Origin of the sequence: Pseudomonas azerbaijanoccidentalis, from assembly GCF_019145495.1 — a bacterium.
GTDB lineage: Bacteria > Pseudomonadota > Gammaproteobacteria > Pseudomonadales > Pseudomonadaceae > Aquipseudomonas > Aquipseudomonas azerbaijanoccidentalis.
Map to the genome: position 1 here is coordinate 279159 of NZ_JAHSTU010000001.1, position 23876 is coordinate 303034.

Genomic DNA, 23876 nt, shown 5'->3' on the forward strand with positions numbered 1-23876 from the left:
TTCCAATGCTTCAACCCGCGGTTCGAAAGGTGAAGTTGATCCGTTGTTCGCCCAAGCGCGGATGATGGCCTTCCTTGATCGGCAGAACACCGTGATAACGCAAGCGATCAACGCCACCCCAGACCACGATGTCGCCGTGCAGCAGCGGCACTTTTTGACTTTTGTCGCTCCGTTCAAAACCACCGAACAGGAACATCGCCGGTAAACCCAGGGATACCGAGACGATGGGCGCAGCGTAGGAGATTTCGTTTTTGTCCTGATGCAAAGACATCTTCGCGCCGGGGACATAGCGGTTGATCAGGCAGGAATCCGGGACGAACTGCGCAAACCCGGCGGCCTGCGCCGCGGCTTGTGCCAGCTGAAAAAACACGTCGGGCATGGGCGGCCAAGGTTGCCCGGTCTGCGGATCGTTGCGGCTGTAGCGATAACCGCTTCGGTCAGTGGTCCAGCCCAGCGTGCCGCAACTGCTCAGGGCAACTGACATGGTAAAGCCACCGGGGGTAATCATTTGCCGAAACGGTGCTGCCGCCAGCACCGCTTCCAGCGCAGGCAGCAATCGGTCCAGCCAAGGCAAGGCAAAACCTCGCAGCACGCAGGATTGTTCACCGATCTGTTCGTTGCGCGGTTCCTGTTGCGGCTCCGCGTCAGCGAACAAGTCAAGAAGAGGCGGTTTCATGGCATTCATAACGCATCGTGAAAGATGATTCCTAAAGTATGTCGCTTTCCACTGTGCAAGCGGCTGACGCCGTGACGCATGGTGACACGGTAGTAACCGCGAACGCCTTTGACCGGACGCTGATTGACCGCAAACACCAACGCGTCGCCTTTCCTCAAGCCCATCACCAGTGGGCGTGACTGCATGCGCGGACGCTGCTCGGTCATCACGAATTCGCCACCGGTGAAATCTTCCCCGGGCTCCGACAGCAGAATCGCCACTTGCAGTGGGAAAACATGCTCGCCGTACAGGTCCTGATGCAAGCAGTTGTAGTCCTGCGGCCCGTATTGCAAAAGTAAAGGCGTTGGCCGTTGCTGTCCGGCGGCATGGCAGCGTTCGAGAAAAACATCATGCGTCGGTGGGAATCGGCTGGGCAACCCCATCTGCTCATGCCAGCGATTGGCGATAGGTGCCAGTCGTGGGTACAGCGCGCTGCGTAAGCGCAACAAGAGATCGGGCAGTGGGTAGCGGAAGTATTTGTACTCGCCACGGCCAAATCCGTGGCGGGCCATGATCACTTGTGAGCGGAAGGGCTCGGATTGGGCATACAAGGCGCTGATTTCATCACAGGCCTTGTGGCTCAACATCGACGTGATGAGCGCGCAGCCATCAGCATCGAGTTGCTGTTCCAGCTGCGGCCAGTCCAGCTTGTCCAGAAATTGCTCGCTCATTGCCAGGCCTCACGTTTTTTGAGGTGGCGAGTCTAATGTGCGCTGAAGGAGCAAACACTCCGACACTTGCGGTCGAATTTTCTTGGGGAGCCGACGTCCTTGTTGTCGCCCCACACAGTATTACAGCGCTTTGCTGACACTGATTTCGCTGATCACGTCGTCCTGCCCATGGATGGCATCCAGGGCGGCTTTGGCTTCTTCGGCCGTACCGTTTTCGAGCTGGGCAAATTCGAAGCGGCGTTCGCCGTTGAGTTTGTACTTGATGACGTATTTGGTCGTTTGAGCCACGGTCATACCTGTCTTTGTGCGTAGTGAAGCGTCACTCAGCTCAGTTTTGTGCTGGAGCGGCGGATAATCTTGATCGAATGGGTCAAGGTCGGCTTGCGGGTCACGCTGATCGCCCGACGGTTGACGGTGTCGATGGTGATGTTCCAGAAACCGGTGCTCGGCGCGGTGATGCGGGCGGGGAACGTGTCGAACGCGCCGCCGTGGTAAGTGTGACGGCCGCCATTTTTGAAGCTGCGGAAGTTGGCGTCGTTCATCAAACGGATGTTGCACATCTGCGAGCATTGAATGACGACGATGTCGTCTTCGTTGAGGTGCTCGCGCTGGTGGATAAATTTCATGGGCGCCTCCAGAAGGGCTTTTGCTACAAAATCAAAACGATGGGCGCAGTTTATCAGCCCTGACGTCGTAAAATCCGGCCACCGGGCTGCGCTTTGACAATTAAAAACAGTTATTTCGCATTCGGTGAGAGATAAATGCGCCGCTCCTCGGAGAAAAACCGCATTGGTGCTGTCGGAGGGTCTTTATCGGAGGTTTTGTATGAAGTGGGGTGCGTCGGTCTTGCCATTGGTATTGGCATTGAGTGGTTGTGCAAGCGTCTCGGACATCAACGAGTCGTTGCCCACCATGAGTGTGATTTCAGGCAAGAAACCCCATGAGTACGCGCAATGCCTGAGCGAAAAGCTCGCCAGCAGTCGTGGCGCCTTGCAAGTCGAACCGCAGAAGGACGGTGTACGGGTAATCGTTCCGCAGAAGCTTTCATCCGGTCCGGCTGCCGTGTTTGATATCGAAGAGCGCTCCGGTGGCAGTAGCATCAAGTTGCATGAGCGTATCTCCAATGTGCCGCTGCGCCCTTGGGATGTTCGCAATGCCGCCACGGCCTGCATTTCTGGCTGATAAACTGTCGACCGTGAGCACTGATGCCGTCAAAGCAACGCTTTGGCGGCATTGTCATTTCTGGAGTCGGGCATGAAGCGAGAGCGAGTACGGGAGCGGCACGCAGAGGGACTTATCTCTGCGACCCATGTGATTCAGAATCCGGCCAATCCGGGTGAATGGATCGTTTTTTTCAAGAAAAGCGCCGGGCGCAGTTTTTTCCTGGTTGATGAAAATGATGAAGTCGAATCCTTCAGCAGCCTCGACGAACTGATCGAGACCGTGCGCGGCCTCGGGATCAAGTTCGCCGAAATCCACATGTAAGGCGAGCAGGGCGCCTTACTTGCAGACCACCACCACGCTGCGGTTTTTGAAGTTGCCGACATCGACGCCCAGGGTCTTGTCACTTTCCTTGAGGGACGGCGTGCCATCGGTACCGACGATGCGGTAGCCGGTGCCGGCGCAAGAGGCGTCGGCCTTCTCATAGCATGCGGCCCAGGAGTTGGCTTCTCCAGAGCAATCGATCGACAGGCCTTGCTCGCCGTTGTTCAGGTAGGTGGTTTCGGATGTTGCGCAGCCACCGAGGGCCAGTACTGCAATCAGCGGCAAAAATTTTGTCATGTCGTAGTCGTCATCAGGAGGGTGGGCAAATGCTGTGACAGCGCGGCTGGCAAAAGGTTATAGCCAAAGGCCACTTCTTGCACGGCAGCACAAAAAAAGCCCTGCGCATTGGCAGGGCTGCGGGCGTGTCAGGCCTCGATCAGTTCTTGTCCTTGCCGCGACGCTTGGGTTCTGGGTGTTCAAGCTGCAACACCGATGCCACTTCGACCGCCATGGCTTCGGTAGGGAAAGGCCCGGCAATGTTCTCGCCGCTCGCGCTGTCTACCCACCATTGGCCGTCTTTCGCCTTGTTGATCAAGTACCCGTTGACGCTTTTTGCTGCCGACATCTATCTGCCTCGTTGGCTGGTTCAAGTGCGCCATGATAGCGCCAAACGCACCTGACGGGTGCCAATGGGTGTAGGGTGGGTTCGTTTGCCGACAAATGATAACCGTGCAAGTTGGCCGGTCTCTGCTATCAATAAGGGGCGGCGCAGCGATCTGCGCGGATCTGTGCGGAACTATCCGTGCGAATATTTCTCTATGTTGACATCGGTTAGCCAGCGCGGGGCATTGTAAGGTGCCCGCCGCCTGATTAGACTGCGCCGAAACTCGTACACACAGCCCTTTCAAGGACTTATATGATCAAGAAATGCTTGTTCCCAGCAGCCGGTTACGGTACTCGCTTCCTGCCAGCGACTAAAGCCATGCCCAAAGAAATGCTGCCGGTGGTAAACAAGCCACTGATCCAGTACGGCGTCGAAGAAGCACTGGATGCCGGGTTGACCGAAATCTCCATCGTCACCGGTCGTGGCAAGCGCGCCCTGGAAGACCACTTCGACATCAGCTACGAGCTGGAAAACCAGATCAAAGGCACCGACAAGGAAAAATACCTGGTCGGTATCCGCAAGTTGCTCGACAACTGCTCGTTCTCCTATACCCGCCAGACCGAAATGAAAGGTCTGGGCCACGCCATCCTGACCGGTCGCCCACTGATCGGTGACGAACCTTTCGCCGTGGTACTGGCGGACGACTTGTGCGTCAACCTCGAAGGCGACGGCGTACTGACCCAGATGGTCAAACTGTACAAGCAGTTCCGCTGCTCGATCGTGGCCATCCAGGAAGTCGATCCGCAAGAAACCAACAAGTACGGCGTAATCGCCGGCGAGATGATCCGCGACGACATCTACCGCGTCCACAGCATGGTTGAAAAACCAAAGCCGGAAGATGCCCCATCGAACCTGGCCATCATCGGTCGCTACATCCTGACCCCGGACATCTTCGACCTGATCGAACAAACCGAGCCAGGCAAGGGCGGCGAAATCCAGATCACCGACGCCCTGATGAAACAAGCCCAGAACGGCTGCGTAATGGCCTACAAGTTCAAAGGCAAGCGTTTCGACTGCGGCGGCGCCGAAGGCTACATCGACGCGACCAACTTCTGCTTCGAGAACTTCTACAAGACGGGTAAGGCTTACTGATAGCGCCTTAGTTGCTTGTACTGAAAGATAATCTCACGCTGTGTAAAGCATCGGTGAGAGCTAAGAAAACGCCCCGACTTGTTCGGGGCGTTTTATTTTACGCATCGAAAGAAAAAACTTAAAAATATTTATATCGTCTATTGCCCATCGCGCGAAGCGGATACCTCACTCGTTTAAAATAATTCAGGCCAAAAATTGACGTTATCCGATATTTATTGCTGGATTTCTTTAGCAAAGAGGGCGCCCAGTAAGTTGTTTGTTTTGCTGAGTGCGTGTGTACGCAAAAATTAAGGAATGGCGCTAGTAGTATCTGAATTTCATTCGTCGTGTTTATATTGCTTGCCTCCTGTTGTCTGAAAGCTTATTCCTACGCCATGCATGTATATGTGTCCATTTGTAACGTGGACACAACATGAAATAATCTGCATATTGAATTGAGATGTAATGAAGTCATAGAAATGAATTGTTTTCTGATTAATAATTTATTTCTCCGTTGCTGGTGACGGTTCGAGGTATACATGGAATTCGACGTTATTGTCGTAGGTGCAGGAGCAGTTGGTGGTTCAATTGCATATGAGCTATCAACACGAGGTTTAAACGTATGTCGCATAGGTGAGACGGATCGTACAAATGCAGCCTCAAAAGCTGCAGGGGCAATGAATGGATGTTTCGGGGAGGTAACAAGCGGTCTACTTTCGAGTGATCATGGTCGATTAAAACTAGATATGGACCGACAAGCCCAACACCTGTGGTCAAGTTGGGCGGAGCGCTTGGCAATTTCTTCTCGTGATTCTAGTTCGTTATTTAGCGCTATTGGGACCCATGTGCTGCTCAATACCGCTGGCATGGATGAAGTGGACAGCGTTAACTACGACACCATCGAGAGTACCCTTCGTGAGTATGGTGAGCCGTTCGAAGTTGTTGAACCACGTAATATGGAGTGGCTTAAGCCCAATCACTTGGTTCGCCCTCTGCGGGGGTTGTACATACCAAACGAACACTCAGTGAATTCGCATCTTTTACTGGAGAAACTGGATGCGGCATTTGTCACCGAAGGCGGCACGCTGAAAAATGAGAATGCTAAGCGAGTGTTGGCTGAGAGTGGGGTAGCAACGGGTGTCGAGTTGTGCAGTGGGGAGGTTCTCTGGGCAAGGAAGGTTGTGGTTGCCGCAGGCGTTCAATCTCTGGATTTGCTCAGTGATTTCGATGAGCTCGTAAAGAGAATTCCACCGCTGTTCAGTGGTTATGGCGTCTCCATTCTCGTAAAGATGCCAGAAGGGGTTGATTTGCCGAGCTCGGTCATACGGACGCCAAATCGTGCCTTTGCATGCGGCTTACACTGTGTCCCTCGTGGGGATGGGGTGTTGTATCTGGGGGCAACTAACATTATTTCGGAGCAGCCAAAGCAACAGGCTCTCATATCAGATGTTCAGTTTTTGCTTGATTGTGCTGTTGATCAATTGAACCTGGACCTTCATGGCGCAGAAATAATTTCTATACAAGTTGGTAATAGACCAATTCCAGCAGATGGTTTTCCATTGATTGGCGAGTGCTGCATCGAAGGTCTTTGGCTCGCAACAGGTACCTACCGAGATGGACTGCACCAATCACCATTGTTGGCGCGGTATATAGCTGATTGCCTGTCCGATGTAGAGACTCCTGATCTAGATCTTAGCCCTTTCAAGCCAGTTCGTGCTCCTCTATCTGGGTTTACCCGCGAGCATACAGTCAGGGAAACGGTACAGCAGATGTTTGCCACTGGATATGAGTATCGTTGGAATATAAAGCCTTATTGGTTTCCTTTGTTGGATGAAGGGCTGTCGCGTAATTATGAACAGCTAATAAATGACTTGCATCCGTCATTTACCCCTCCGCCGGAGCTGGTGGCATTCTCCTATCTTTATGAGTCAATCTTGAAAAGACTTTCGCAGTATTACAAGGAGTGGTCATGAGTCTTACTGATCGTGAGTATCTTGCTATTAATCAAGCGCGGGCCATGTTGCAGGAATCTGGTGTCTGGGACTTGGAGGAAGATTTGAGTTGTCTTATAGATCGCTATATCGAACGGGTGGATAAGGGTCGTGCGATCGAAGAATTTATGTTGGCGGTTCAAGAGCGATGTAACCGAATTCCTCTCGGGCATATTGTTGGCATGGTGGAGTTTGACGAAATGCCATTGGTGGTAGGTAGCGGCGTGTTTATCCCCCGTCCTCACAGCAAAATCATTCACAAATGGCTGGAGGCCAGCACTGCGCTGCGACCGGGAGCGAGTGTTCTCGATTTGTGTGCCGGAAGTGGCGCGATTGGTTTGGCGATCGCACGGCGCAGACCAGATTTGAAAGTGACATGCGTGGAGTTTGATGAGATAGCGGTGCAGTACCTCAAGCGCAACATCGACCGGATTGCTTGCAAGGGGGTACGGGTCAATCACTTGCAGGCAGACATTCGCGACGAACATGCATTTACACGATTCACACATCAAGTGGGTTTGATTGTCGCTAATCCTCCGTACGTCCCACAGTCCCAAGAGTTACTGCCTGAATGGAGTGATCACCATCCACAGGCATCAGTCTATTCCGGGGCCGATGGTCTTGAACTGATACGGCAAATCATCTCGCTCGCGCACCAACTACTAAGTCGCGAAGGTTGGCTAGTCATTGAGCATGGCGAGGAGCAGGCCCAAGCAGTACGCGAACTGCTTAAGCAGAGTCAGTTGATAAATATACAGACGGTAATCGATAAGGAGATGTCCGACGCGTCTGGCAGTTCAGTAATGACCGTCGGAAGCAAATCTCGTTGATTTTCATAAAGGAGTTTTAGCAATGGATGCGCAAACTAAACAAGACTGGATGAGCGTTCGTCGCGGTAATACTACTGATGCACTGGCGAAGGCTTACGAGGAAGGGCTGACAGGTTTTACCGTTGCGAGTCGGGTGGGTAAATATATTACCTTGCAAGACGAAGGTACGTTCACAGAGTTCGTTTCCTGTTCGTACTTGGGCTTAGAGACCCATTCTGCATTGATCGACGCCGCACACCAAGCTATGGAAACTTCCGGACTGCACCTGTCGTCTTCTCGAAGTGCAATGCGCCCGAGTTACCTGCCTCAACTGGAGGAGTTGCTTGGTCAGGTTTACAGAGGCAACGGCGTCGCGGTGTTCACCTCTACCAGCAGCGTCCATTTAGGTGTTTTACCGTTGCTGGGGAGTGGTTCGTTGAGTAGGTATCCGGTCAACAAACGCATCCACTGGCTGATGGACAAAACTGCCCATGCTTCGATGCAGGTGCTTAGGGGTATTTTGGGGCAGTTCGGACCTGTTTCTAGAGTTGAATCTACCAATCCAGAATCTCTGACCACCGCGCTGAAAGAATGCACCGACAAAGGTGAGACTCCTGTGCTCTTGATCGACGGAATTGGTTCGATGAGTGGTCTTGTACCCATCCCCGAGCTCTCACGGCAGTTAGAGTCGGCGCGGGGATATATATACGTAGACGACGCCCATGGTATTTCTATCGTCGGACGTCATGGTGCGGGATATGCCTTTTCAGCGTTTGATCACTCGTTACCAGCGAATATTATTCTGGCTGGGTCTCTCTCCAAGGCCTTTGGCGGTTCCGGTGGTTTTGTCGTGGTTTCGGATCCACGGGATATTGAAGTTATCCGAACCCTAGCGAATCCACTGATATTTGGTCATTCCATTATGGTGCCCATGCTGGCGGCGAACGTTGCCTCGGCGAAAATCCATCTCAGTGAAGAACTCAATGTGCTGCAACGGCGACTTTGGGAAAACGTTGGTCTTTTGGATTCCCTCACCGATAACCGATTGCTCAACGCAGGTATTCAGTCACCTGTCAGAGGAGCCTTCTTTGAAACAGAGGAGGCCGGTTTGCAGGCGGCGAGAACCCTGCGTGAGCAAGGCATGCTGCTCTTCCCGGTGTTTTATCCAATTATTGCCAAAGGCAAAGCGATGTTGCGTTTTGCGATATCAGCAAGCCACAGCGACAAAGACATCAGGTTATTAGGGGGGGCTCTGGAGGCTATGACGAGCAAAGGGTTATGGACGCCTGCTATCAATCAGCAGGATCACGCCTGACTGACGACTCTCTTCCAGAAATTGGCTAACGGAGGTGCAAAAGATGAAGCAGCAGGGACAGTTATCACAGACAGGCACGTCTAACATTTTGCAGCCGCAGCGGGAGCGGCTTGACTTGATAAATTTGCAAGTTGTCGACCTGCTTTCTGAGCGAATGAAGGTGTGTATGGACATTGCCGAACTCAAAGCCGCTCATGGCATTGCGATGATGCAACCCGGACGAATTTCCTACGTGCTCGATATGATTAAGACTAAATCGGAGGCGGTGGGATTGAGGCCGGAATATACCGAGTCGATATTCAAACTGATTATAGAAGAGACGTGTATTCAGGAAGACGTCCTGATCAATCAGTGTCTGGCCCCGGAGTAACCCTCATGAAAATATTGCTGATTGATAACTTCGATTCCTTCACCCAGAACATCGCTCAGTATTTGTATGAGGTGACAGGCATTTGCGCAGATGTAGTCAAAAATACCATCCGGTACGATGAATTGGACGTTGGAAAATATGACGCTGTAGTGCTATCGCCTGGTCCAGGGCACCCTGGAGATGAGGGGGATTTTGGTGTTTGCGGTGACGTCATTCTCCATTCTCCTGTCCCGTTGCTTGGTATTTGTCTGGGACACCAAGGCATCGCTCAATTTCTTGGGGGGACGGTGGGGCACGCTCCCAACCCTGTGCACGGCTACCGCAGTCGCATTACTCATTCAGGTAAAAGGCTCTTCCGAGATTTGCCGGATCAGTTCGAAGTGGTCAGATACCATTCGTTGATGTGTACAAGCCTACCAGCAGAACTCCAATGTACGGCCTGGACGTCAGAAGGTGTGATCATGGCAATCGAACACGTCACCAGACCGGTTTGGGGTGTCCAGTTCCACCCCGAATCCATCGATTCAGAATATGGCCATGCGCTGTTGAGCAACTTCATACGCATGGCACTAGAACATAACGACAGTATTAGAGCTCGCTTAGAGTCCGACACGGAATGTACGTCGTCAAAAAATGCATTCGTCGCAATAGGGGGGATGCTGAATATGCAGCTTGCCTATCGCGAGTTCTCTGAATGCACGGATCCACAATCAGTATTTTCAACGCTCTATGCAGATGATCGTCATGCTTTTTGGTTAGACAGCGAGAAGTCGGAAAGACCTAATGCCCGCTACTCGATCATGGGCAGCGGGGATACACAAGGAGCGATAAGACTTGAGTACGATGTCAACGATGAGTGTCTGAAACTTGAGGGCCCCAAAGGTAAAAAAAGCATCAAAGGAGACTTTTTTACACTGACTGCACAGATCTTCGAATCTGTGCAGGTGGCAACCCCACAGTACTTGCCGTTTGTTTTCAAGGGTGGTTTTGTCGGCTACCTCGGTTACGAGTTGAAAGCACTAGCGGGTGGACGCAAAACTTATCGTTCGGTTTATCCGGATGCTTCTTTTATGTTTGCGCCACATTTCTTTGTCTTTGATCATCATGAAGACAAAACCTATGAATGCATGATGACTGCGACTGGAGATGCTGTTGTTTGGCCGTCCTTACCAGATTTTCTCAAACGTAATGATGATTCAACAGGTCATTGCACTACGTTTATTCCAGGTGCTGTAGATCAACTGAAGCTCTCGCTTGAGGACGGGCCAGATGATTACATCAGTAAGATCAATCAATCTCTCAAGTACATCACTGATGGAGAGTCGTATGAGATCTGTCTGACCAACAGGGCAAAAATGGCGTACGGCGGTGCGCCTTTGAGTGCTTATCGGCGAATGCGCCAGGCCAGCCCCGTACCTTACGGCGCCTATCTCTCGTTTGCAGGATTTTCAGTATTGAGCGCTTCGCCCGAAACCTTTCTCAGGATCGATGACAGCGGCTTGATCGAATCCAGACCGATCAAGGGAACCAGGCCGCGCAGTAAACAATTCGCAGAGGACCAAGTACTACGCAATGAGCTATGCAGCTCGGCCAAGGACAGGGCCGAAAACCTAATGATTGTCGATTTAGTGCGCCATGATTTGAATCAAGTGTGCCGTCCAGGCAGCGTTCATGTTCCTGAGATTTTCTCAGTGGAAAGCTTTTCTTCGGTTCACCAACTGGTATCAACGGTTCGTGGGCACCTTCGTTCGGATATTTCAACGATTGAAGCTATTCGGGCCTGTTTCCCAGGCGGTTCAATGACGGGAGCTCCGAAGAAGCGCACGATGGAAATTATTGACGTATTGGAGTCTTCTGCCCGCGGTGTCTACTCAGGCGCATTAGGCTGGTTATCTTTTAGTGGTGGAGCGGAACTGAGTATTGTCATCAGAACAGCAGTGCTGCAGGGTAACGAGGCGAAATTTGGAATTGGTGGTGCGATCGTTGCGCACTCCGATCCACAGCAAGAACTTGAAGAAACTTTGGTCAAAGCTAGCGTGCCTTATTACAGTTTTGTCGCAGGGAGCGAATCATGATGAGCGACACGGTTGTCGTATTGGGTGGGGCGGGTTTGGTTGGTTCGTTGATCAGCCGCATTCTTATGCAATATGGATACGATGTGCGGGTGGTGGATCGCAGGCCTTCGGAACAGGAGAATGGCTTCTATGAAGTTGATGTCCCAAGCCCATTCAGCAACACCGAGCACATCTTCCAAGGGGTAGTTGCAGTGGTCTTTGCGCTGCCTGAAAGCGTGGCTATCCGGGCAATACCTTGGGTTGTTGGCTCTGTTTCGAGCGATGTTGTGTTCATACCGACTTGTTCTGTTCAGGAGCCATTTTACAGAGCATTGAAGGATACCTCGTACCAGCAGCCTTTCGTCGGTGTCAATCCGATGTTTTCACCCAAGCTCTCCGTTCAGGGGCGCACCGTCGCAATTTGCCTAGAAGACGGCGACTCGCCTTCGACTTTCATTGAGCAACACCTGATGGAGGCTGGGATGAAGATAAAGCGAATGACACCGGTGGCACATGATGAACTCATGGCGCTCTGTCAGGCGCTGCCCCATGCCGCAATTCTCGGGTTCGGTTTAGCGTTGGCAAGGTCTTCGCTAGATCTGGAAAGCGCTCTTGAGGTAATGCCGCCTCCAATGCGCACAATGATGGCGTTATTGTCCCGGGTTCTGGTGAGTCCGCCTGAAGTCTACTGGGACATACAACTAGAAAATGACCAGGCCAGCCATCAGCGCGCTGCGCTGGCGGAAGGGATGGAACGATTGATGAAAAATGTCCGTAATCAGGATTACGACGAGTTCAGACGTGACCTAAAAGGCGTTTCAAATACATTGGGCAGTCGTTTGAATTCTGGAGCCGTCGATTGTCAGCACGTTTTTTCATTGCTGAACTGATTAAATCCTCGCCAAGGAAGCGCGTAGGAAAGGTTTCACGGGTGCAATGAAAAATGTCCCGTGAATTTTTTTGTGTGCAGTAAGGAGTTTTACCCATGGCATTAATAAATGAGGCGATACACCGCGGAGCAAGATCAAAGCGTTGGTTTGGCTTAAGCGTACTGATGCTACCAGTACTGCTGGTAACAATTGACAATACGGTACTTGGATTCGCGTTGCCAAAGATCGCTGAGGCCCTACGTCCGAGCGCCAGCCAGCAGTTGTGGATGATCGATGCGTATTCGCTGGTCTTGGCGGGGTTGCTGGTGTCGATGGGTAGCCTGGGAGATCGACTCGGTCATCGTAAGTTGTTACTGGTCGGGTCTTTGGGTTTCGCCATTATTTCGGTGCTGACCGCGTTTTCCGATACCGCCACACAACTGATTGCCGGGCGAGCTTGTATGGGTGTTTTCGGTGCAATGCTGATGCCCTCAACGTTGGCGCTGATACGTTCGGTGTTCGAGGACCGAGAAGAACGCAGGTTGGCAGTCGCGATCTGGGCAACGACATTGACAGTAGGTTCGGCACTCGGTCCTTTGGTGGGCGGTGTATTGCTGGAGTTCTTCAGTTGGGGGGCGATTTTCCTGCTGGCGGTGCCCGTGTTGGTGCCACTGCTGATATTGGGCCCAATGTTGTTGCCCGAATCCGAGCGAGATGCTTCAGGGCCGCTGGATCCGCTTAGCATTCTGCAATCGATGGTTGCCCTTGGTGCCATCGTCTATGGCATTAAACACAGCGCAAGTAATGGTCTCGACTGGATGACGCTGACAGCGTCTGTAGTAGGCGCAGTTGCGGGCTGGATGTTTGTGTGTCGACAGTTACGTCTGCCGGTGCCGCTGATGGACCTGACTCTGTTCCGCAGTGGCACCTTTAGCGGCTCTGTCGCAATCAATTTGATGAGTCTCGCATTTCTCGTCGGCTTCGTATTCTTTACCGCTCAGTTCCTGCAGATCGTTCTTCAGATGTCGCCCTTGAGTGCTAGTCTCGCGTTGATTCCTGGTCAGGTCATGGCGATTGTAGTGGGGATGGCGGTCGTGCCTGTCGCACAGCGATTACAGGTGCATGTGCTGATACCGATTTTGATGGCGTTTGCTGGTGCTGCTTTTTTGCTGGTCGCCAGCATGGGCAGTAGCCTGACCGTTCTAGTGGTGGCTTTTGCCTTGCTGAACATTGGCGTGGGCGCGATCGCGACGGCGTCCAACGATGTGATTTTGTCAGCCGCACCGCCGGCAAAGGCGGGTGCCGCGTCTGCGATTAGCGAAACAGCCTATGAAGTCGGTGTAGTTTTGGGGACGACAGTGCTCGGTGGTGTCGTCACTGCCTACTATCGCGGTGCATTGCAGCTTCCGGGGTTCCTGAACGAAGTGCAGATGATGCTGGCGAGTGAGACGCTGTCCGGCGCCTATCATGTGGCGGCAGACTTATCTGTTGATCAAGCAAGGGAATTGATGGCGCAGGCGGGAAGGGCGTTCGAAGGTGGAATCGGTTTGGTTTCGTGGGTGACGTTCGGTTTGGCACTCATGGCGATTTTGATTGCTTGGCGCACTCTGCGGACATCGAAAACGCAATTTGCAGAGGGGCATTGATCGAAAACGAAGATTGGGCAAAGCATTTCAGCACAATGCTTGCTCAGGGGCCGTCCGCAGGTATGCTGTTGGCCTGCCGAGGAGATTGAAAATGGCCTACGATTTTGACCTTTATGTGATTGGTGCAGGTTCTGGTGGTGTGAGGGCTGCGCGGTTTTCGGCCGGGTTTGGCGCGAAGGTGGCGGTGGCCGAGAGTCGCTATCTGGGCGGTACGTGTGTGAACGTTGGCTGCGTGCCGAAAAAACTGCTGGTCTACGGCGCGCATTTTGCCGAGGATTTCGAGCAGGCTTCAGGTTTCGGCTGGACTCTGGACGAAGCGCAGTTTGATTGGCCAACGCTGATCGCCAACAAGGATCGCGAGATCAATCGCCTGAATGGCATCTACCGCAACCTGCTGGTCAACAGTGGCGTGACCCTGCATGAAGGCCACGCCAAAATCGTTGATCCGCATACGGTCGAGATCAATGGCGAGCGCCATACCGCCAAAAATATCCTGATCGCCACCGGCGGTTGGCCGCAGATCCCTGACGTTCCTGGGCATGAGCACGCGATCAGTTCCAATCAGGCGTTCTTCCTCAAAGAGCTGCCCAAGCGTGTGCTGGTAGTGGGTGGTGGTTACATCGCAGTCGAGTTCGCCGGGATCTTCCATGGCCTGGGTGCGCAGACCACGCTGCTGTATCGCGGTGAGTTATTCCTGCGCGGCTTCGACGGTTCGGTGCGCAAGCATTTGCAGGAAGAACTGACCAAGCGGGGCATGGACCTGCAATTCAACGCCGACATCGAGCGCATCGACAAACAAGCCGATGGCAGCCTGAAAGTGACGCTCAAGGACGGTCGCCAACTGGAAGCCGATTGCGTGTTCTACGCGACGGGCCGCCGCCCGATGCTGGACAACCTTGGCTTGGAAAACACCGCGGTCAAACTCGACAAGAAAGGCTTTGTCGACGTGGACGAGTTGTACCAGACCGCTGAGCCATCAATCCTCGCCCTTGGCGATGTGATTGGCCGTGTGCAACTCACACCGGTTGCCCTGGCAGAGGGCATGGCCATAGCGCGACGCCTGTTCAAGCCAGAGCAATATCGTCCGGTGGATTACAAGATGATTCCGACGGCGGTGTTCAGCCTGCCGAACATCGGCACCGTTGGCCAAACCGAAGAAGAAGCGCGCGAGGCCGGTCACGAGGTGCAGGTTTACGAAAGCCGTTTTCGGCCAATGAAGCTGACCCTGACTGAATGCCAGGAGCGCACGCTGATGAAACTGGTGGTGGATGCCAAGACCGACAAGGTGTTGGGCTGCCACATGGTTGGGCCGGATGCCGGTGAAATCGTCCAGGGCCTGGCGATCGCCTTGAAGGCGGGCGCCACCAAGCGCCACTTCGACGAAACCATCGGGGTGCACCCGACGGCCGCCGAAGAGTTCGTCACCATGCGTACGCCAGTCGCGGGTTAATCGTCCTTGGTCGCGTCTGCCGCTGCTGCAACAGCAGCGGCCAGGCGCAGGCTTTCTTCAAGCTCTGCCTGGGTTTTGGTCAGTTCAATTTCCAGCGACTTGTTGATCTGAGATTGTTCATCGATGTTCTGTTTTTGCGCCTGACTTTCCAACAGGGCTACGCGCAAGCGTTCCTGGAGGAGGGTGCGCTCGGCATCGACGCGGTTTGCCTGTTCCAGTAGCTGGTCCTGACGACTGTTGCTGTGCTTGAGTTGATCCTGCAACAGGCTCAGCTCGCGCAATGTCCCGCGGTTTTCGGTCAGTAAACGTTCGTTGTCGCGGTGCAACTGCGTAATTTCGTCCTGACGCACCAGCGCGCTTTGCTGCGCCTGACGCAACTCCATCTGCAATTGCTGCACCTGCCCTTCATGGCGGCTGTGTTCCTGCTCGCGCTGCTCCTTCACGGCATTGCGGTAATGCTCCAGCGCATCGCGGGCATGCAGGTGTTTTTCTTCCAGAGAGCGGATCTGCTCATCCTTGTCTTGCAAGCGCAATTCGAAGTCGGCCAGTGCCTGATTCAGCCCGGCGTTGCGGGTTTGTTCGGTTTGCAGGGTGGCGAGGGTTTCCTGCAGGGCTTCGTGCTCCTGGGTCAGCGCCAGGCTCTGGATTTCGTACTGCTCATGAAGCTCGTTGTTGGTCTCCTGCGCCTCTGCCAGCTGGGCTTCCAGCGTCTTGCGATGCTGCTCGAACTGCTCGCGAGCCTGGTCGATGGGCTCTTGCGCCTGTTCTTTCAGGCGCTGCGCCAGTCGTGTAACCAGCGCCAGAAGCTCATCGTCGATCGGTTCGGCGGGCTCTGCTTCAACACGCTGGGCGCCGTCATCCAATTCCTTTAGATAGCGATGAATCGTGGTTTTTGAGCCGGTGTTACCCATCTCGATCCGTACTGCATCGATGCTCGGGTTCTCACCTCGGGCAAGAATCGCCAAACGCGCCGCTTGCACGACTGCTTTGTTTACACCGCCACGGGCCATGACTACTCCTACGATTTCGTAATGTGGTACGTACTACCTGAATACATATTGTACCATTCAAAAATAAAAGTTAAATACAAGATGGTTTTAACACGGGATATACTGGTATTACCCAGTGTGATAGCTAATTTTTCATCTCTATCACTCTAAATCCGTACACCAAACGCCCCTGTAGGAGCGATCTTTTGATCTCCCCCAAGCACAGTCAAAAGATCGCAGCCTGCGGCAACTCCTACAGGGCCATTGCAAGGTTGATAACGATGAGCGAGCTGGACCGCTATCTTCACGCTGCGACACGCGACAACACCCGTCGCAGCTATCGAGCGGCCATCGAGCACTTCGAAGTCAGTTGGGGCGGGTTCCTGCCGGCAACCGGCGACAGCGTGGCGCGCTATCTGGTTGCTCATGCGGGCGTACTGTCGATCAATACGCTCAAGTTGCGTCTGTCAGCGTTGGCGCAGTGGCACAACAGCCAAGGATTTGCCGACCCGACGAAGGCGCCCGTGGTGCGCAAGGTGTTCAAAGGCATTCGTGCATTGCACCCTGCGCAAGAGAAACAGGCGCAGCCACTGCAGTTGCAGCATCTGGAAAAAGTGATTGGCTGGCTCGAACAGGAAGCGGTAACTGCCAGGGCTGAAGGTGATCGGCCCGCTTTGCTGCGGGCAAAGCGCGACAGTGCGTTGATTCTGCTGGGCTTCTGGCGCGGGTTTCGCAGCGATGAGTTGTGCCGTGTGCAGATCGAACATGTGCAGGCCACCGCCGGATCGGGCATCACTCTGTACCTTGCGCGCAGCAAGAGTGATCGGGAAAACCTCGGCAAGACTTACCAGACGCCTGCCTTGCAACGCTTGTGTCCGGTTCAGGCCTACATCGACTGGATCACCGAAGCGGCAATGGTACGCGGGCCGGTGTTCCGCGGTATTGATCGCTGGGGGCACCTGAGTGAAGAGGGGCTGCATGCCAACAGTGTGATCCCGCTGTTGCGCCAAGCCTTGGAACGCGCGGGCATCGATGCCGAGCTCTATACCAGTCACTCGTTACGCCGCGGCTTTGCATCATGGGCGCATCAGGCCGGTTGGGACTTGAAGTCGTTGATGAGCTATGTGGGCTGGAAGGACATGAAGTCGGCCATGCGCTACATCGAAGCCAGTCCATTTCTGGGCATGACCCGCCTCGAAGAAAAACCCCTGAACCCCTAACACCTCCTACCTGTAGCAGCTGGCGAAGCCTGCGTTCGGCTGCTACAAAAAACGTAGATACCGTTTTCTTCTATTAATACTGTTGGCTAATAGCGAAAGCCAATCAGCAGCATCAGGTTTGCCAATGAGCTATCGAGCGGTTGGATAGGTAAAGTTCTTCCCATCAACTTCTTAACCCCTGACGGAGAGTCAACGATGCCTATCATCAACAGCCAAGTAAAACCGTTCAAAGCTGACGCATTCAAAAACGGCGACTTCGTAAAAGTCTCGGACGCTGACCTGAAAGGCAAGTGGTCTGTCGTTTTCTTCTACCCAGCAGACTTCACCTTCGTATGCCCAACCGAGCTGGAAGACCTGGCTGACAACTACGACGCATTCCAGAAACTGGGCGTCGAGATCTACAGTGTTTCCACCGACACTCACTTCGCCCACGCTGCCTGGCACAACACTTCGCCAGCCATCGGCAAAATCCAGTACACCATGATCGGCGACCCAACCCACGCCATCTCCCGCAACTTCGACGTGCTGATCGAAGAAGCTGGTCTGGCCGACCGTGGCACCTTCGTGATCAACCCAGAAGGCCAGATCAAAATCGTTGAACTGAACGATGGCGGTGTAGGCCGTGATGCTTCCGAGCTGCTGCGCAAAATCAAGGCTGCTCAGTACGTTGCTGCTCACCCAGGCCAGGTTTGCCCAGCCAAGTGGAAAGAAGGCGAGGCCACTCTGGCGCCGTCCCTGGACCTGGTCGGCAAGATCTAAGTCTGTGACGCGCTTCATCAGGGCGGACATCCGCACCTTCTAAGCAAGCTGCACCGCCCAATAAAAACGCCCGGGCGAGATTCGCTCGGGCGTTTTTTTGTCTCAAGAATTCAAGGAAATCGCCCGTATGTTGGACACCAATCTTAAAGCCCAGTTGAAATCGTACCTGGAACGGGTCACCCAGCCGATCGAGATCGTTGCATCCCTCGACGACGGTGCGAAATCCCAGGAAATGCTCGAATTGTTGAAAGACGTTGCCAGTCTTTCCACCCAGATTACTTTGCTCGACAACGGTGATGATGCTCGCAAGCCATCGTTCTCGATCAATCGCCCGGGCGCCGACATCAGCCTGCGCTTCGCCGGCATCCCGATGGGGCACGAATTCACGTCCCTGGTGCTGGCCCTGCTGCAAGTCGGCGGCCACCCTTCGAAAGCCAGTGCCGAAGTGATCGAACAAATCCGTTCGCTCAAAGGTGAATTCAGCTTCGAAACCTACTTCTCGCTGTCCTGCCAGAACTGCCCGGACGTGGTCCAGGCGTTGAACCTGATGGCGGTCCTGAACCCGAACATCCGCCACGTCGCTATCGACGGCGCGTTGTTCCAGGCGGAAGTCGATGAGCGCCAGGTCATGGCAGTGCCAAGCATCTACCTCAACGGAGTGAACTTCGGTCAGGGCCGCATGGGCCTTGAAGAAATCCTCGCCAAGATCGACACCAGCGGTATCGAGCGTCAGGCCGAGAAAATCAGCGCCAAAGAATCCTTTGATGTCTTGGTGGTTGGCGGTGGTCCAGCCGGTGCTTCGGCAGCGATCTACGCGGCTCGTAAAGGCATTCGCACCGGTGTGGCGGCTGAGCGTTTTGGTGGGCAGGTGCTGGACACCATGGCCATCGAAAACTTCATCTCCGTGCAGGAAACCGAAGGGCCGAAACTGGCCAGCGCCCTCGAAGAACACGTTAAGCAGTACGACGTCGACATCATGAACCTGCAACGCGCCAGCGCGTTGATCCCGGCGAAAAATCCCGGCGAGTTGCATGAAGTTCGCTTCGAAAGCGGTGCCACCTTGAAAACCAAGGCTCTGATCCTCGCCACCGGCGCACGCTGGCGCGAAATGGGCGTGCCGGGTGAGCAGGAATACAAAGCCAAAGGCGTTTGTTTCTGCCCGCACTGCGATGGCCCGTTGTTCAAAGGCAAGCGCGTAGCGGTGATCGGCGGCGGTAACTCCGGCGTTGAAGCGGCGATCGACCTGGCGGGCATTGTCAGCCACGTCACGCTGCTGGAGTTCGACAGCAAACTGCGCGCTGATGCAGTGTTGCAGCGCAAGTTGTACAGCCTGCCCAACGTCGACGTCATCACCAGTGCACTGACCAGTGAAGTGAAAGGTGACGGCCAGAAGGTCAACGGCCTGGTGTACAAGGATCGCGATTCAGGTGAGTTCAACACGATCAACCTTGAAGGCATCTTCGTGCAGATCGGTTTGCTGCCGAACACTGACTGGCTCAAAGGCACCGTCGAGCTGTCACCGCGTGGCGAGATCATCGTCGATGCGCGTGGCGAGACTTCGCTGCCGGGCGTGTTCGCCGCCGGCGACGTGACCACCGTGCCGTACAAGCAGATCGTGATTGCGGTGGGCGAGGGCGCCAAGGCCTCCCTCAGCGCATTCGATCACCTGATCCGGACTTCAGCTCCGGCGTAAATCAAGACGCTGAAAACACAAAACCCCATGAGTGATCATGGGGTTTTTTTATGGATCAAAAAGATCGCAGCGTCAGCTCCTATATGGATCGGTGTAGGAGCTGCCGCAGGCTGCGATCTTTTGATCTTGTTTTACAGCGGTGCCGGCTGAATGATCTCAACCCAGTAAGCATCCGGGTCTTTGATGAACGCCAGGCTCTTCATGCGGCCGTCAGTCAGGCGTTTCTGGAAGTCGCAACCCAGCGCCTCAAAACGCTCGCACGCGGCGACGATATCCGGCACCGAAATGCAGATGTGGCCGAAGCCGCGCGGGTCGGTGTTGCCATTGTGGTAAGCAAAGTCCGGGTCGTTTTCGGTACCGTGGTTGTGGGTCAGTTCCAGGATGCCCGGGATCGACTTCATCCACTCGGTACGGGCCGCGGCGTCGGCCGGGATCTGGGCCTTGTCGACTAGCGCGAGGAAGTACAGGCTGAATTCGGCTTCCGGGAAATCGCGTTTTTCCACCAGTGTGAAACCCAGGATACGTGTGTAGAAGTCCAGGGACTTGGTGATGTCCTTGACCCGCAGCATGGTGTGGTTGAAGACGAATTTCTGCGTCGCGGTGTCAGGTTGTGCGGTAACGCCGGGGAAGGTGTTCAATTCTTGCAGGCTCATGGGCCCTCCGGAAAATAAGTGGGGCTGACGATTGGCGATAATGATACGCAAGGGATGCGACATCACCAAACCCAAAGCGTCGGCTATTGCCTGACAGTCGGTCGAGGCTCAGACTTCAAGACTCTTCCTGTGAGTGTTCATGGCAATGGTTCGAATCGGTAAAGCGTTACTCATCTCGATTGGCTTGCTGTGCGGGGTTGCCACTGCGCGCGCCGAAGCACCGGTGATGAACTGGCCTGCCGGTTGGCAGGTTGAAGAGATAGCGCAAAGCGATGCGACTTCCGGTGTTTCTCGTCAGCGTGCGGTGAAAAACGATCAAGGCGGGACGCCCGTCATGGTGATGGAGTTGACCATGACGAAAGTGGAAAGCGGGCATCAAGTGAACCTGGAAGGCGTGTTGCTGGAAATGCGCAAGTCGGTACAAAAAGACTTTTTTCAAAGTGGCTATCAAAGTGTCTGCAACCGGATCCATCCGACTACGTTAAGCCGTTTATCTGCGTTGGAATCTACCTGCACCATCACCCAGAACGGGCGGCATGTGCTTTCTCAAACTTTGGTCGCAGCGGTGGATGCCGATAAGGCCTATGTTCTTTCCTATGCAGGGCAGGCTGAGGCTTATAAAGCCAGTCAGGATGAAATAGACGCGGTGCGTAACGGCTTGAAACTTTAGCTAAAGATTTAAGTGATTGCAGGCTTTGCCCGCGTTGCTGAAATTTTTAGATACCCGATGGGATTAAGCATAAAGTTAGTCGCTAAAGTGCTGAGTTGATCGACACACATCGTCGCATTTAGATGGTGTTCATGAAAAAGCCCTGCATTAGCAGGGCTTTTTTTACAGCGCGAATGTTTAACCGCGCAGCCAGGAATCAACGGTGGAAGCACCGTATTGTTCCTTCCAGGCTTTCAGGCCGCGATGGTTGCCGCCCTTGGTTTCAATCAGTTCACCGGTGTGCGGGTTCTGATAAACCTTGACTACGCGAGCACGACGGGTTTTAGGCGCTGCGGCTTGCTGCAAGCCGGACTTTGCCGGGTTCGGGTCGAGGATGGCGATGATGTCGCGCAGGCTCTTGCCGTAGGTTTTCATCAGCCCCTGGAGCTTTTCTTCGAATTCGATTTCTTTCTTGAGCCCGGCATCGTTCTTCAGGGATTCAAGCTGCTTGAGCTGTTCTTGAAGGGCCTTTTCAGCTGCACGGAATTCAGCGAGTCTGGACAATATCTTTACTCCAATAGTGTGTTTGGCTGATACCAACCGCAAACAAAGCTATAAGCCAAGAGCCTTGAAGCGACTCGGTGATAAATGGCTCACCTGCCAATTTACCGCAGGCATGAAAAATTGTAGTAGTTAATTGACCAAGAGTAAATCATGTCTTTTTCTTCATGTAACAAGAGTAGTCTTTTGAATCAAATTGGTGCGCCTGTTGGCTGTCTCGTCGCATAAAACCATCGGTTAATGATCGCTTAATGCACTAATGAACTCCGCGCCAGGCATGGGACGGCCGTACAGATAGCCTTGCTGAAAGTTAACGTTATGCGCGGTCAGGTAATCACTTTGCGCTTGGGTTTCTACACCTTCTGCAACCATTGCCAGGTCGAGCTTGCCTGCAAGTTGGATGATGCTGTCGAGAATGTGGCTGGTCAGTGTGTCGACGCCGATCATCGCAACAAAGCTTTGGTCGATTTTCAGGAAGTCGACATTGAACTGGCGCAAATAGCCGAGGCTGGAATGCCCGGTCCCGAAGTCGTCGATGGCGATCATGACGCCAAGTTCATGCAACTGTTCGAACAGTTGATGGGTGATGGCGGTGGGCTCGATCAGTTCGCGTTCGGTCAATTCCAGCACCAGGTGGATTGAACCGGGCGCGAAGGCGTGGAGGAATTCGCGGCAATCCTTCACCAGTTCAAGGTTCTGGCAGTGGCTTGCGGTGATGTTGATGCCGATGTGAAACGGTTCGTCGAATGAACTCGACAGCGGGGCCAGCAGGGCGGCGGTTTGCTGCATCAACGAACGGGTCATCGGCACGATCAACCCGGAGTGCTCGGCAAACGGAATGAACAGATCCGGCCGCACCAGCCCCTCTTTCGGATGATTCCAGCGCATCAATACTTCGACACCCGACACTTTCTTGCTGTCGCCATGCACCACGGCCTGAAAGTAAGGAACGAACTCAGCAGCTTCCAGCGCACGTTGCATTTCGTAGGTGGGGGACGTTGAGCGCTTCTGCAGCACATGGCCGATCGCGCCGGAAATGACCCCGAAAAAGATCAGCAAACTGAACAGCGGCGGGTATTCGCTGCTCATGTAGCGCCAGGTTTCGCCTTCAGGAAAACCTGCGGCCACGCTGAAATCGTAGCGAGACGACTTGAGCATGCTTTGGGCAACGGGAAAGTCGGGCAGGGCGCCCTCGTGAAAATGACCGTCGGCGGTCAGGGAGTTGTTTCCCACTTGAAGCACCAGCAATGTTTGCCGGCCGATCAGGCGCAGTACGTTGCTCAAGTGGTAACCGTCGAGCGTACTCAGTGCTCCGCGTTTACCGTCCTCAAGCCGGTAGATCAGCAGGGCGGTATCGGGTGTGACCGGGTTACCCCGCATCAGCAGCAACCGCCCGCCGGCGTAGTCACCGGAAGAGACTTTTTCGTGATAGTCGCCGAACAGGGAGCTGCAATAAATGGTGTCGTCCCACATCAGGTTGGTCGAGCGCACAAAGGGGCGACGGGTTACTTGTTCGCGCAGGGCGAGCTTGACGTCCAGGCAACTTTGCCCGGCCAGGGGCAGCAACTCGCGCGCCGCTTGTGCGGTGTTGTCGAGCATCAGTTCAAACTGGCGAATGGCTTCTTCGGCGGTTTCCTGTGCATTTTGGACGAGCGCGCGCTCGGCCTGCATATAGAGGATGACAACGCCCAAAGCTATCGGGAGCAAACCGCTGAGCAAGGTCACCGCAAGCTTGAGGCCGCGTTTGCGGGGTTTGTTTTTTAGTGGCATTCGCGAAACCTGTAGCGATGAAATGGAGCTCTCGAATGCTGGCAGGGCGAAACGCCTCCCAAAAAGAGTTCAGGTACGAGCCATGATAGTTCGCGAGTGGCAGTTATGCCGTTCAACGGTAATCCAAACGTTCAGCCATTTTGATAAAGGCCAGCGTCGCCGGTGTTGAATGATACGTCGTCCTGCCCATTACCCGCCGTGGAAACTTATGACGACCTGTGAGCGGCGCGCCGAGGTCATCCTGGGTGCGCCGCTGCTGGGCGAGCAACTGACGATGGCCATGTATCTGGGCGGCGGGTTGATTCTGTTGGGTATATTCCTGTGTAACAAACCCTTTGCGCGGGCCTGAAAAAGGGGGATTTTATACAGAGGGCGGACAAACTGATTTACGCTGTGTAGAATCAGGTTACGCATACAAGAATAATCGTCTTCTGGCAGCAGAAGCCTCGCCCGTCATAGCCTTGGGTCGAAA

The 23876-nt window shown here is 54.0% G+C and carries 25 protein-coding genes and 1 pseudogene; 16 read left to right on the plus strand and 10 right to left on the minus strand.

The annotated features are described in order from the left end of the window. Positions 1–10: 10 nt before the first annotated feature. The 4 genes from alkB to KVG88_RS01395 form a co-directional block, all read right to left on the minus strand. The gene (gene alkB / locus KVG88_RS01380) at positions 11–676 is read right to left on the minus strand and encodes a DNA oxidative demethylase AlkB (protein WP_217870051.1); all 666 of its coding nucleotides are present in this window, start codon (positions 674–676) and stop codon (positions 11–13) included. A gap of 5 nt (positions 677–681) precedes the next feature. After that, on the minus strand, positions 682–1386 hold the full coding sequence (locus KVG88_RS01385; RefSeq protein WP_150702212.1) for a 2OG-Fe(II) oxygenase: 705 nt from the start codon (positions 1384–1386) through the stop codon (positions 682–684). Positions 1387–1506: 120 nt separating this feature from the next. Further along, positions 1507–1680: a hypothetical protein gene (locus tag KVG88_RS01390; protein ID WP_191630475.1), complete on the minus strand. Its 174-nt coding sequence runs from the start codon at positions 1678–1680 to the stop codon at positions 1507–1509. Positions 1681–1709: 29 nt separating this feature from the next. Beyond that, positions 1710–2012: a DUF1883 domain-containing protein gene (locus tag KVG88_RS01395; RefSeq protein WP_007912251.1), complete on the minus strand. Its 303-nt coding sequence runs from the start codon at positions 2010–2012 to the stop codon at positions 1710–1712. Between the two features lie 199 nt (positions 2013–2211). Between KVG88_RS01395 and KVG88_RS01400 the strand changes: the two genes are divergently transcribed. Both KVG88_RS01400 and KVG88_RS01405 read left to right on the plus strand, forming a co-directional pair. Further along, on the plus strand, positions 2212–2568 hold the full coding sequence (locus KVG88_RS01400) for a hypothetical protein (protein WP_150702213.1): 357 nt from the start codon (positions 2212–2214) through the stop codon (positions 2566–2568). 72 nt (positions 2569–2640) lie between these two features. Then, positions 2641–2871: a hypothetical protein gene (locus KVG88_RS01405; RefSeq protein ID WP_150702214.1), complete on the plus strand. Its 231-nt coding sequence runs from the start codon at positions 2641–2643 to the stop codon at positions 2869–2871. A gap of 15 nt (positions 2872–2886) precedes the next feature. On the opposite strand, the gene KVG88_RS01410 is transcribed toward KVG88_RS01405, so the two are convergent. Then, complete coding sequence (locus KVG88_RS01410; protein ID WP_150702215.1) at positions 2887–3168, minus strand: hypothetical protein; 282 nt, start codon at positions 3166–3168, stop codon at positions 2887–2889. A gap of 139 nt (positions 3169–3307) precedes the next feature. After that, positions 3308–3496, minus strand: coding sequence for a hypothetical protein (locus KVG88_RS01415; protein ID WP_150702216.1), 189 nt, complete (start codon positions 3494–3496; stop codon positions 3308–3310). Positions 3497–3787: 291 nt separating this feature from the next. On the opposite strand from KVG88_RS01415, the gene galU reads away from it, so the two are divergent. From galU to gorA, 9 genes are all read left to right on the plus strand, one after another. Then, positions 3788–4627 (plus strand): UTP--glucose-1-phosphate uridylyltransferase GalU, encoded by an 840-nt coding sequence (gene galU, locus KVG88_RS01420; protein WP_008065368.1) that lies wholly within the window; start codon positions 3788–3790, stop codon positions 4625–4627. A gap of 518 nt (positions 4628–5145) precedes the next feature. Beyond that, on the plus strand, positions 5146–6579 hold the full coding sequence (locus tag KVG88_RS01425; protein ID WP_217870052.1) for an NAD(P)/FAD-dependent oxidoreductase: 1434 nt from the start codon (positions 5146–5148) through the stop codon (positions 6577–6579). Next, positions 6576–7427 (plus strand): HemK/PrmC family methyltransferase, encoded by an 852-nt coding sequence (locus tag KVG88_RS01430; protein WP_217870053.1) that lies wholly within the window; start codon positions 6576–6578, stop codon positions 7425–7427. The genes KVG88_RS01425 and KVG88_RS01430 overlap by 4 nt, the downstream gene beginning before the upstream one ends. 22 nt (positions 7428–7449) lie before the next feature. After that, positions 7450–8721, plus strand: coding sequence for an aminotransferase class I/II-fold pyridoxal phosphate-dependent enzyme (locus KVG88_RS01435; RefSeq protein WP_217870054.1), 1272 nt, complete (start codon positions 7450–7452; stop codon positions 8719–8721). Positions 8722–8764: 43 nt separating this feature from the next. Further along, positions 8765–9091 (plus strand): chorismate mutase, encoded by a 327-nt coding sequence (locus KVG88_RS01440; protein WP_217870055.1) that lies wholly within the window; start codon positions 8765–8767, stop codon positions 9089–9091. A gap of 5 nt (positions 9092–9096) precedes the next feature. Continuing rightward, positions 9097–11166: an aminodeoxychorismate synthase component I gene (pabB, locus tag KVG88_RS01445; protein ID WP_217870056.1), complete on the plus strand. Its 2070-nt coding sequence runs from the start codon at positions 9097–9099 to the stop codon at positions 11164–11166. After that, complete coding sequence (locus tag KVG88_RS01450) at positions 11163–12035, plus strand: prephenate dehydrogenase dimerization domain-containing protein (protein ID WP_217870057.1); 873 nt, start codon at positions 11163–11165, stop codon at positions 12033–12035. Before pabB ends, KVG88_RS01450 begins: the two co-directional genes overlap by 4 nt. Positions 12036–12130: 95 nt before the next feature. After that, entirely contained in the window at positions 12131–13660 is a 1530-nt protein-coding gene (locus KVG88_RS01455; protein WP_225933834.1) for an MFS transporter, read from the plus strand. Between the two features lie 91 nt (positions 13661–13751). Next, positions 13752–15110: a glutathione-disulfide reductase gene (gene gorA, locus KVG88_RS01460; RefSeq protein ID WP_217870058.1), complete on the plus strand. Its 1359-nt coding sequence runs from the start codon at positions 13752–13754 to the stop codon at positions 15108–15110. Here gorA and KVG88_RS01465 read toward each other — a convergent pair. Then, positions 15107–16120: a DNA-binding protein gene (locus tag KVG88_RS01465; RefSeq protein ID WP_217870059.1), complete on the minus strand. Its 1014-nt coding sequence runs from the start codon at positions 16118–16120 to the stop codon at positions 15107–15109. The two genes, gorA and KVG88_RS01465, sit on opposite strands and share 4 nt — an antisense overlap. Positions 16121–16380: 260 nt before the next feature. Here KVG88_RS01465 and KVG88_RS01470 point away from each other — a divergent pair, with 260 nt between their 5' ends. The 3 genes from KVG88_RS01470 to ahpF all read left to right on the plus strand — a co-directional run bounded on the left by KVG88_RS01470 (position 16381) and on the right by ahpF (position 19771). Continuing rightward, entirely contained in the window at positions 16381–17319 is a 939-nt protein-coding gene (locus KVG88_RS01470; RefSeq protein ID WP_217870060.1) for a site-specific integrase, read from the plus strand. Positions 17320–17514: 195 nt separating this feature from the next. After that, complete coding sequence (ahpC, locus tag KVG88_RS01475; protein ID WP_007975937.1) at positions 17515–18078, plus strand: alkyl hydroperoxide reductase subunit C; 564 nt, start codon at positions 17515–17517, stop codon at positions 18076–18078. Positions 18079–18205: 127 nt separating this feature from the next. Beyond that, positions 18206–19771: an alkyl hydroperoxide reductase subunit F gene (ahpF, locus tag KVG88_RS01480; protein WP_217870061.1), complete on the plus strand. Its 1566-nt coding sequence runs from the start codon at positions 18206–18208 to the stop codon at positions 19769–19771. Between the two features lie 131 nt (positions 19772–19902). Here the strand turns inward: ahpF and gloA are convergent, their stop codons facing one another. Continuing rightward, positions 19903–20424, minus strand: a complete 522-nt coding sequence (gene gloA, locus KVG88_RS01485) for a lactoylglutathione lyase (protein WP_130903393.1) — start codon at positions 20422–20424, stop codon at positions 19903–19905. A 226-nt stretch (positions 20425–20650) separates the two neighbouring features. Here gloA and KVG88_RS01490 point away from each other — a divergent pair, with 226 nt between their 5' ends. Then, positions 20651–21094, plus strand: coding sequence for a DUF4946 domain-containing protein (locus KVG88_RS01490; RefSeq protein ID WP_437179935.1), 444 nt, complete (start codon positions 20651–20653; stop codon positions 21092–21094). A 177-nt stretch (positions 21095–21271) separates the two neighbouring features. Here the strand turns inward: KVG88_RS01490 and KVG88_RS01495 are convergent, their stop codons facing one another. Both KVG88_RS01495 and KVG88_RS01500 read right to left on the minus strand, forming a co-directional pair. Beyond that, positions 21272–21637: a histone-like nucleoid-structuring protein, MvaT/MvaU family gene (locus tag KVG88_RS01495; RefSeq protein ID WP_008031084.1), complete on the minus strand. Its 366-nt coding sequence runs from the start codon at positions 21635–21637 to the stop codon at positions 21272–21274. A gap of 234 nt (positions 21638–21871) precedes the next feature. Beyond that, positions 21872–23404, minus strand: coding sequence for an EAL domain-containing protein (locus KVG88_RS01500; RefSeq protein WP_217870062.1), 1533 nt, complete (start codon positions 23402–23404; stop codon positions 21872–21874). 235 nt (positions 23405–23639) lie between these two features. Between KVG88_RS01500 and KVG88_RS01505 the strand changes: the two are divergent. Continuing rightward, positions 23640–23753, plus strand: a pseudogene (locus KVG88_RS01505) (EamA/RhaT family transporter); the annotation flags it as partial. Between the last annotated feature and the right edge of the window lie 123 nt (positions 23754–23876).

Excerpts from the sequence above, each read along its gene's own strand:
- alkB (WP_217870051.1), bottom strand. The coding sequence starts at position 676 with ATGAAACCGCCTCTTCTTGACTTGTTCGCTGACGCGGAGCCGCAACAG.
- KVG88_RS01385 (WP_150702212.1), bottom strand. The coding sequence starts at position 1,386 with ATGAGCGAGCAATTTCTGGACAAGCTGGACTGGCCGCAGCTGGAACAG.
- KVG88_RS01390 (WP_191630475.1), bottom strand. The coding sequence starts at position 1,680 with ATGACCGTGGCTCAAACGACCAAATACGTCATCAAGTACAAACTCAAC.
- KVG88_RS01395 (WP_007912251.1), bottom strand. The coding sequence starts at position 2,012 with ATGAAATTTATCCACCAGCGCGAGCACCTCAACGAAGACGACATCGTC.
- KVG88_RS01400 (WP_150702213.1), top strand. The coding sequence starts at position 2,212 with ATGAAGTGGGGTGCGTCGGTCTTGCCATTGGTATTGGCATTGAGTGGT.
- KVG88_RS01405 (WP_150702214.1), top strand. The coding sequence starts at position 2,641 with ATGAAGCGAGAGCGAGTACGGGAGCGGCACGCAGAGGGACTTATCTCT.
- KVG88_RS01410 (WP_150702215.1), bottom strand. The coding sequence starts at position 3,168 with ATGACAAAATTTTTGCCGCTGATTGCAGTACTGGCCCTCGGTGGCTGC.
- KVG88_RS01415 (WP_150702216.1), bottom strand. The coding sequence starts at position 3,496 with ATGTCGGCAGCAAAAAGCGTCAACGGGTACTTGATCAACAAGGCGAAA.
- galU (WP_008065368.1), top strand. The coding sequence starts at position 3,788 with ATGATCAAGAAATGCTTGTTCCCAGCAGCCGGTTACGGTACTCGCTTC.
- KVG88_RS01425 (WP_217870052.1), top strand. The coding sequence starts at position 5,146 with ATGGAATTCGACGTTATTGTCGTAGGTGCAGGAGCAGTTGGTGGTTCA.
- KVG88_RS01430 (WP_217870053.1), top strand. The coding sequence starts at position 6,576 with ATGAGTCTTACTGATCGTGAGTATCTTGCTATTAATCAAGCGCGGGCC.
- KVG88_RS01435 (WP_217870054.1), top strand. The coding sequence starts at position 7,450 with ATGGATGCGCAAACTAAACAAGACTGGATGAGCGTTCGTCGCGGTAAT.
- KVG88_RS01440 (WP_217870055.1), top strand. The coding sequence starts at position 8,765 with ATGAAGCAGCAGGGACAGTTATCACAGACAGGCACGTCTAACATTTTG.
- pabB (WP_217870056.1), top strand. The coding sequence starts at position 9,097 with ATGAAAATATTGCTGATTGATAACTTCGATTCCTTCACCCAGAACATC.
- KVG88_RS01450 (WP_217870057.1), top strand. The coding sequence starts at position 11,163 with ATGATGAGCGACACGGTTGTCGTATTGGGTGGGGCGGGTTTGGTTGGT.
- KVG88_RS01455 (WP_225933834.1), top strand. The coding sequence starts at position 12,131 with ATGGCATTAATAAATGAGGCGATACACCGCGGAGCAAGATCAAAGCGT.
- gorA (WP_217870058.1), top strand. The coding sequence starts at position 13,752 with ATGGCCTACGATTTTGACCTTTATGTGATTGGTGCAGGTTCTGGTGGT.
- KVG88_RS01465 (WP_217870059.1), bottom strand. The coding sequence starts at position 16,120 with ATGGCCCGTGGCGGTGTAAACAAAGCAGTCGTGCAAGCGGCGCGTTTG.
- KVG88_RS01470 (WP_217870060.1), top strand. The coding sequence starts at position 16,381 with ATGAGCGAGCTGGACCGCTATCTTCACGCTGCGACACGCGACAACACC.
- ahpC (WP_007975937.1), top strand. The coding sequence starts at position 17,515 with ATGCCTATCATCAACAGCCAAGTAAAACCGTTCAAAGCTGACGCATTC.
- ahpF (WP_217870061.1), top strand. The coding sequence starts at position 18,206 with ATGTTGGACACCAATCTTAAAGCCCAGTTGAAATCGTACCTGGAACGG.
- gloA (WP_130903393.1), bottom strand. The coding sequence starts at position 20,424 with ATGAGCCTGCAAGAATTGAACACCTTCCCCGGCGTTACCGCACAACCT.
- KVG88_RS01490 (WP_437179935.1), top strand. The coding sequence starts at position 20,651 with ATGAACTGGCCTGCCGGTTGGCAGGTTGAAGAGATAGCGCAAAGCGAT.
- KVG88_RS01500 (WP_217870062.1), bottom strand. The coding sequence starts at position 23,404 with ATGCCACTAAAAAACAAACCCCGCAAACGCGGCCTCAAGCTTGCGGTG.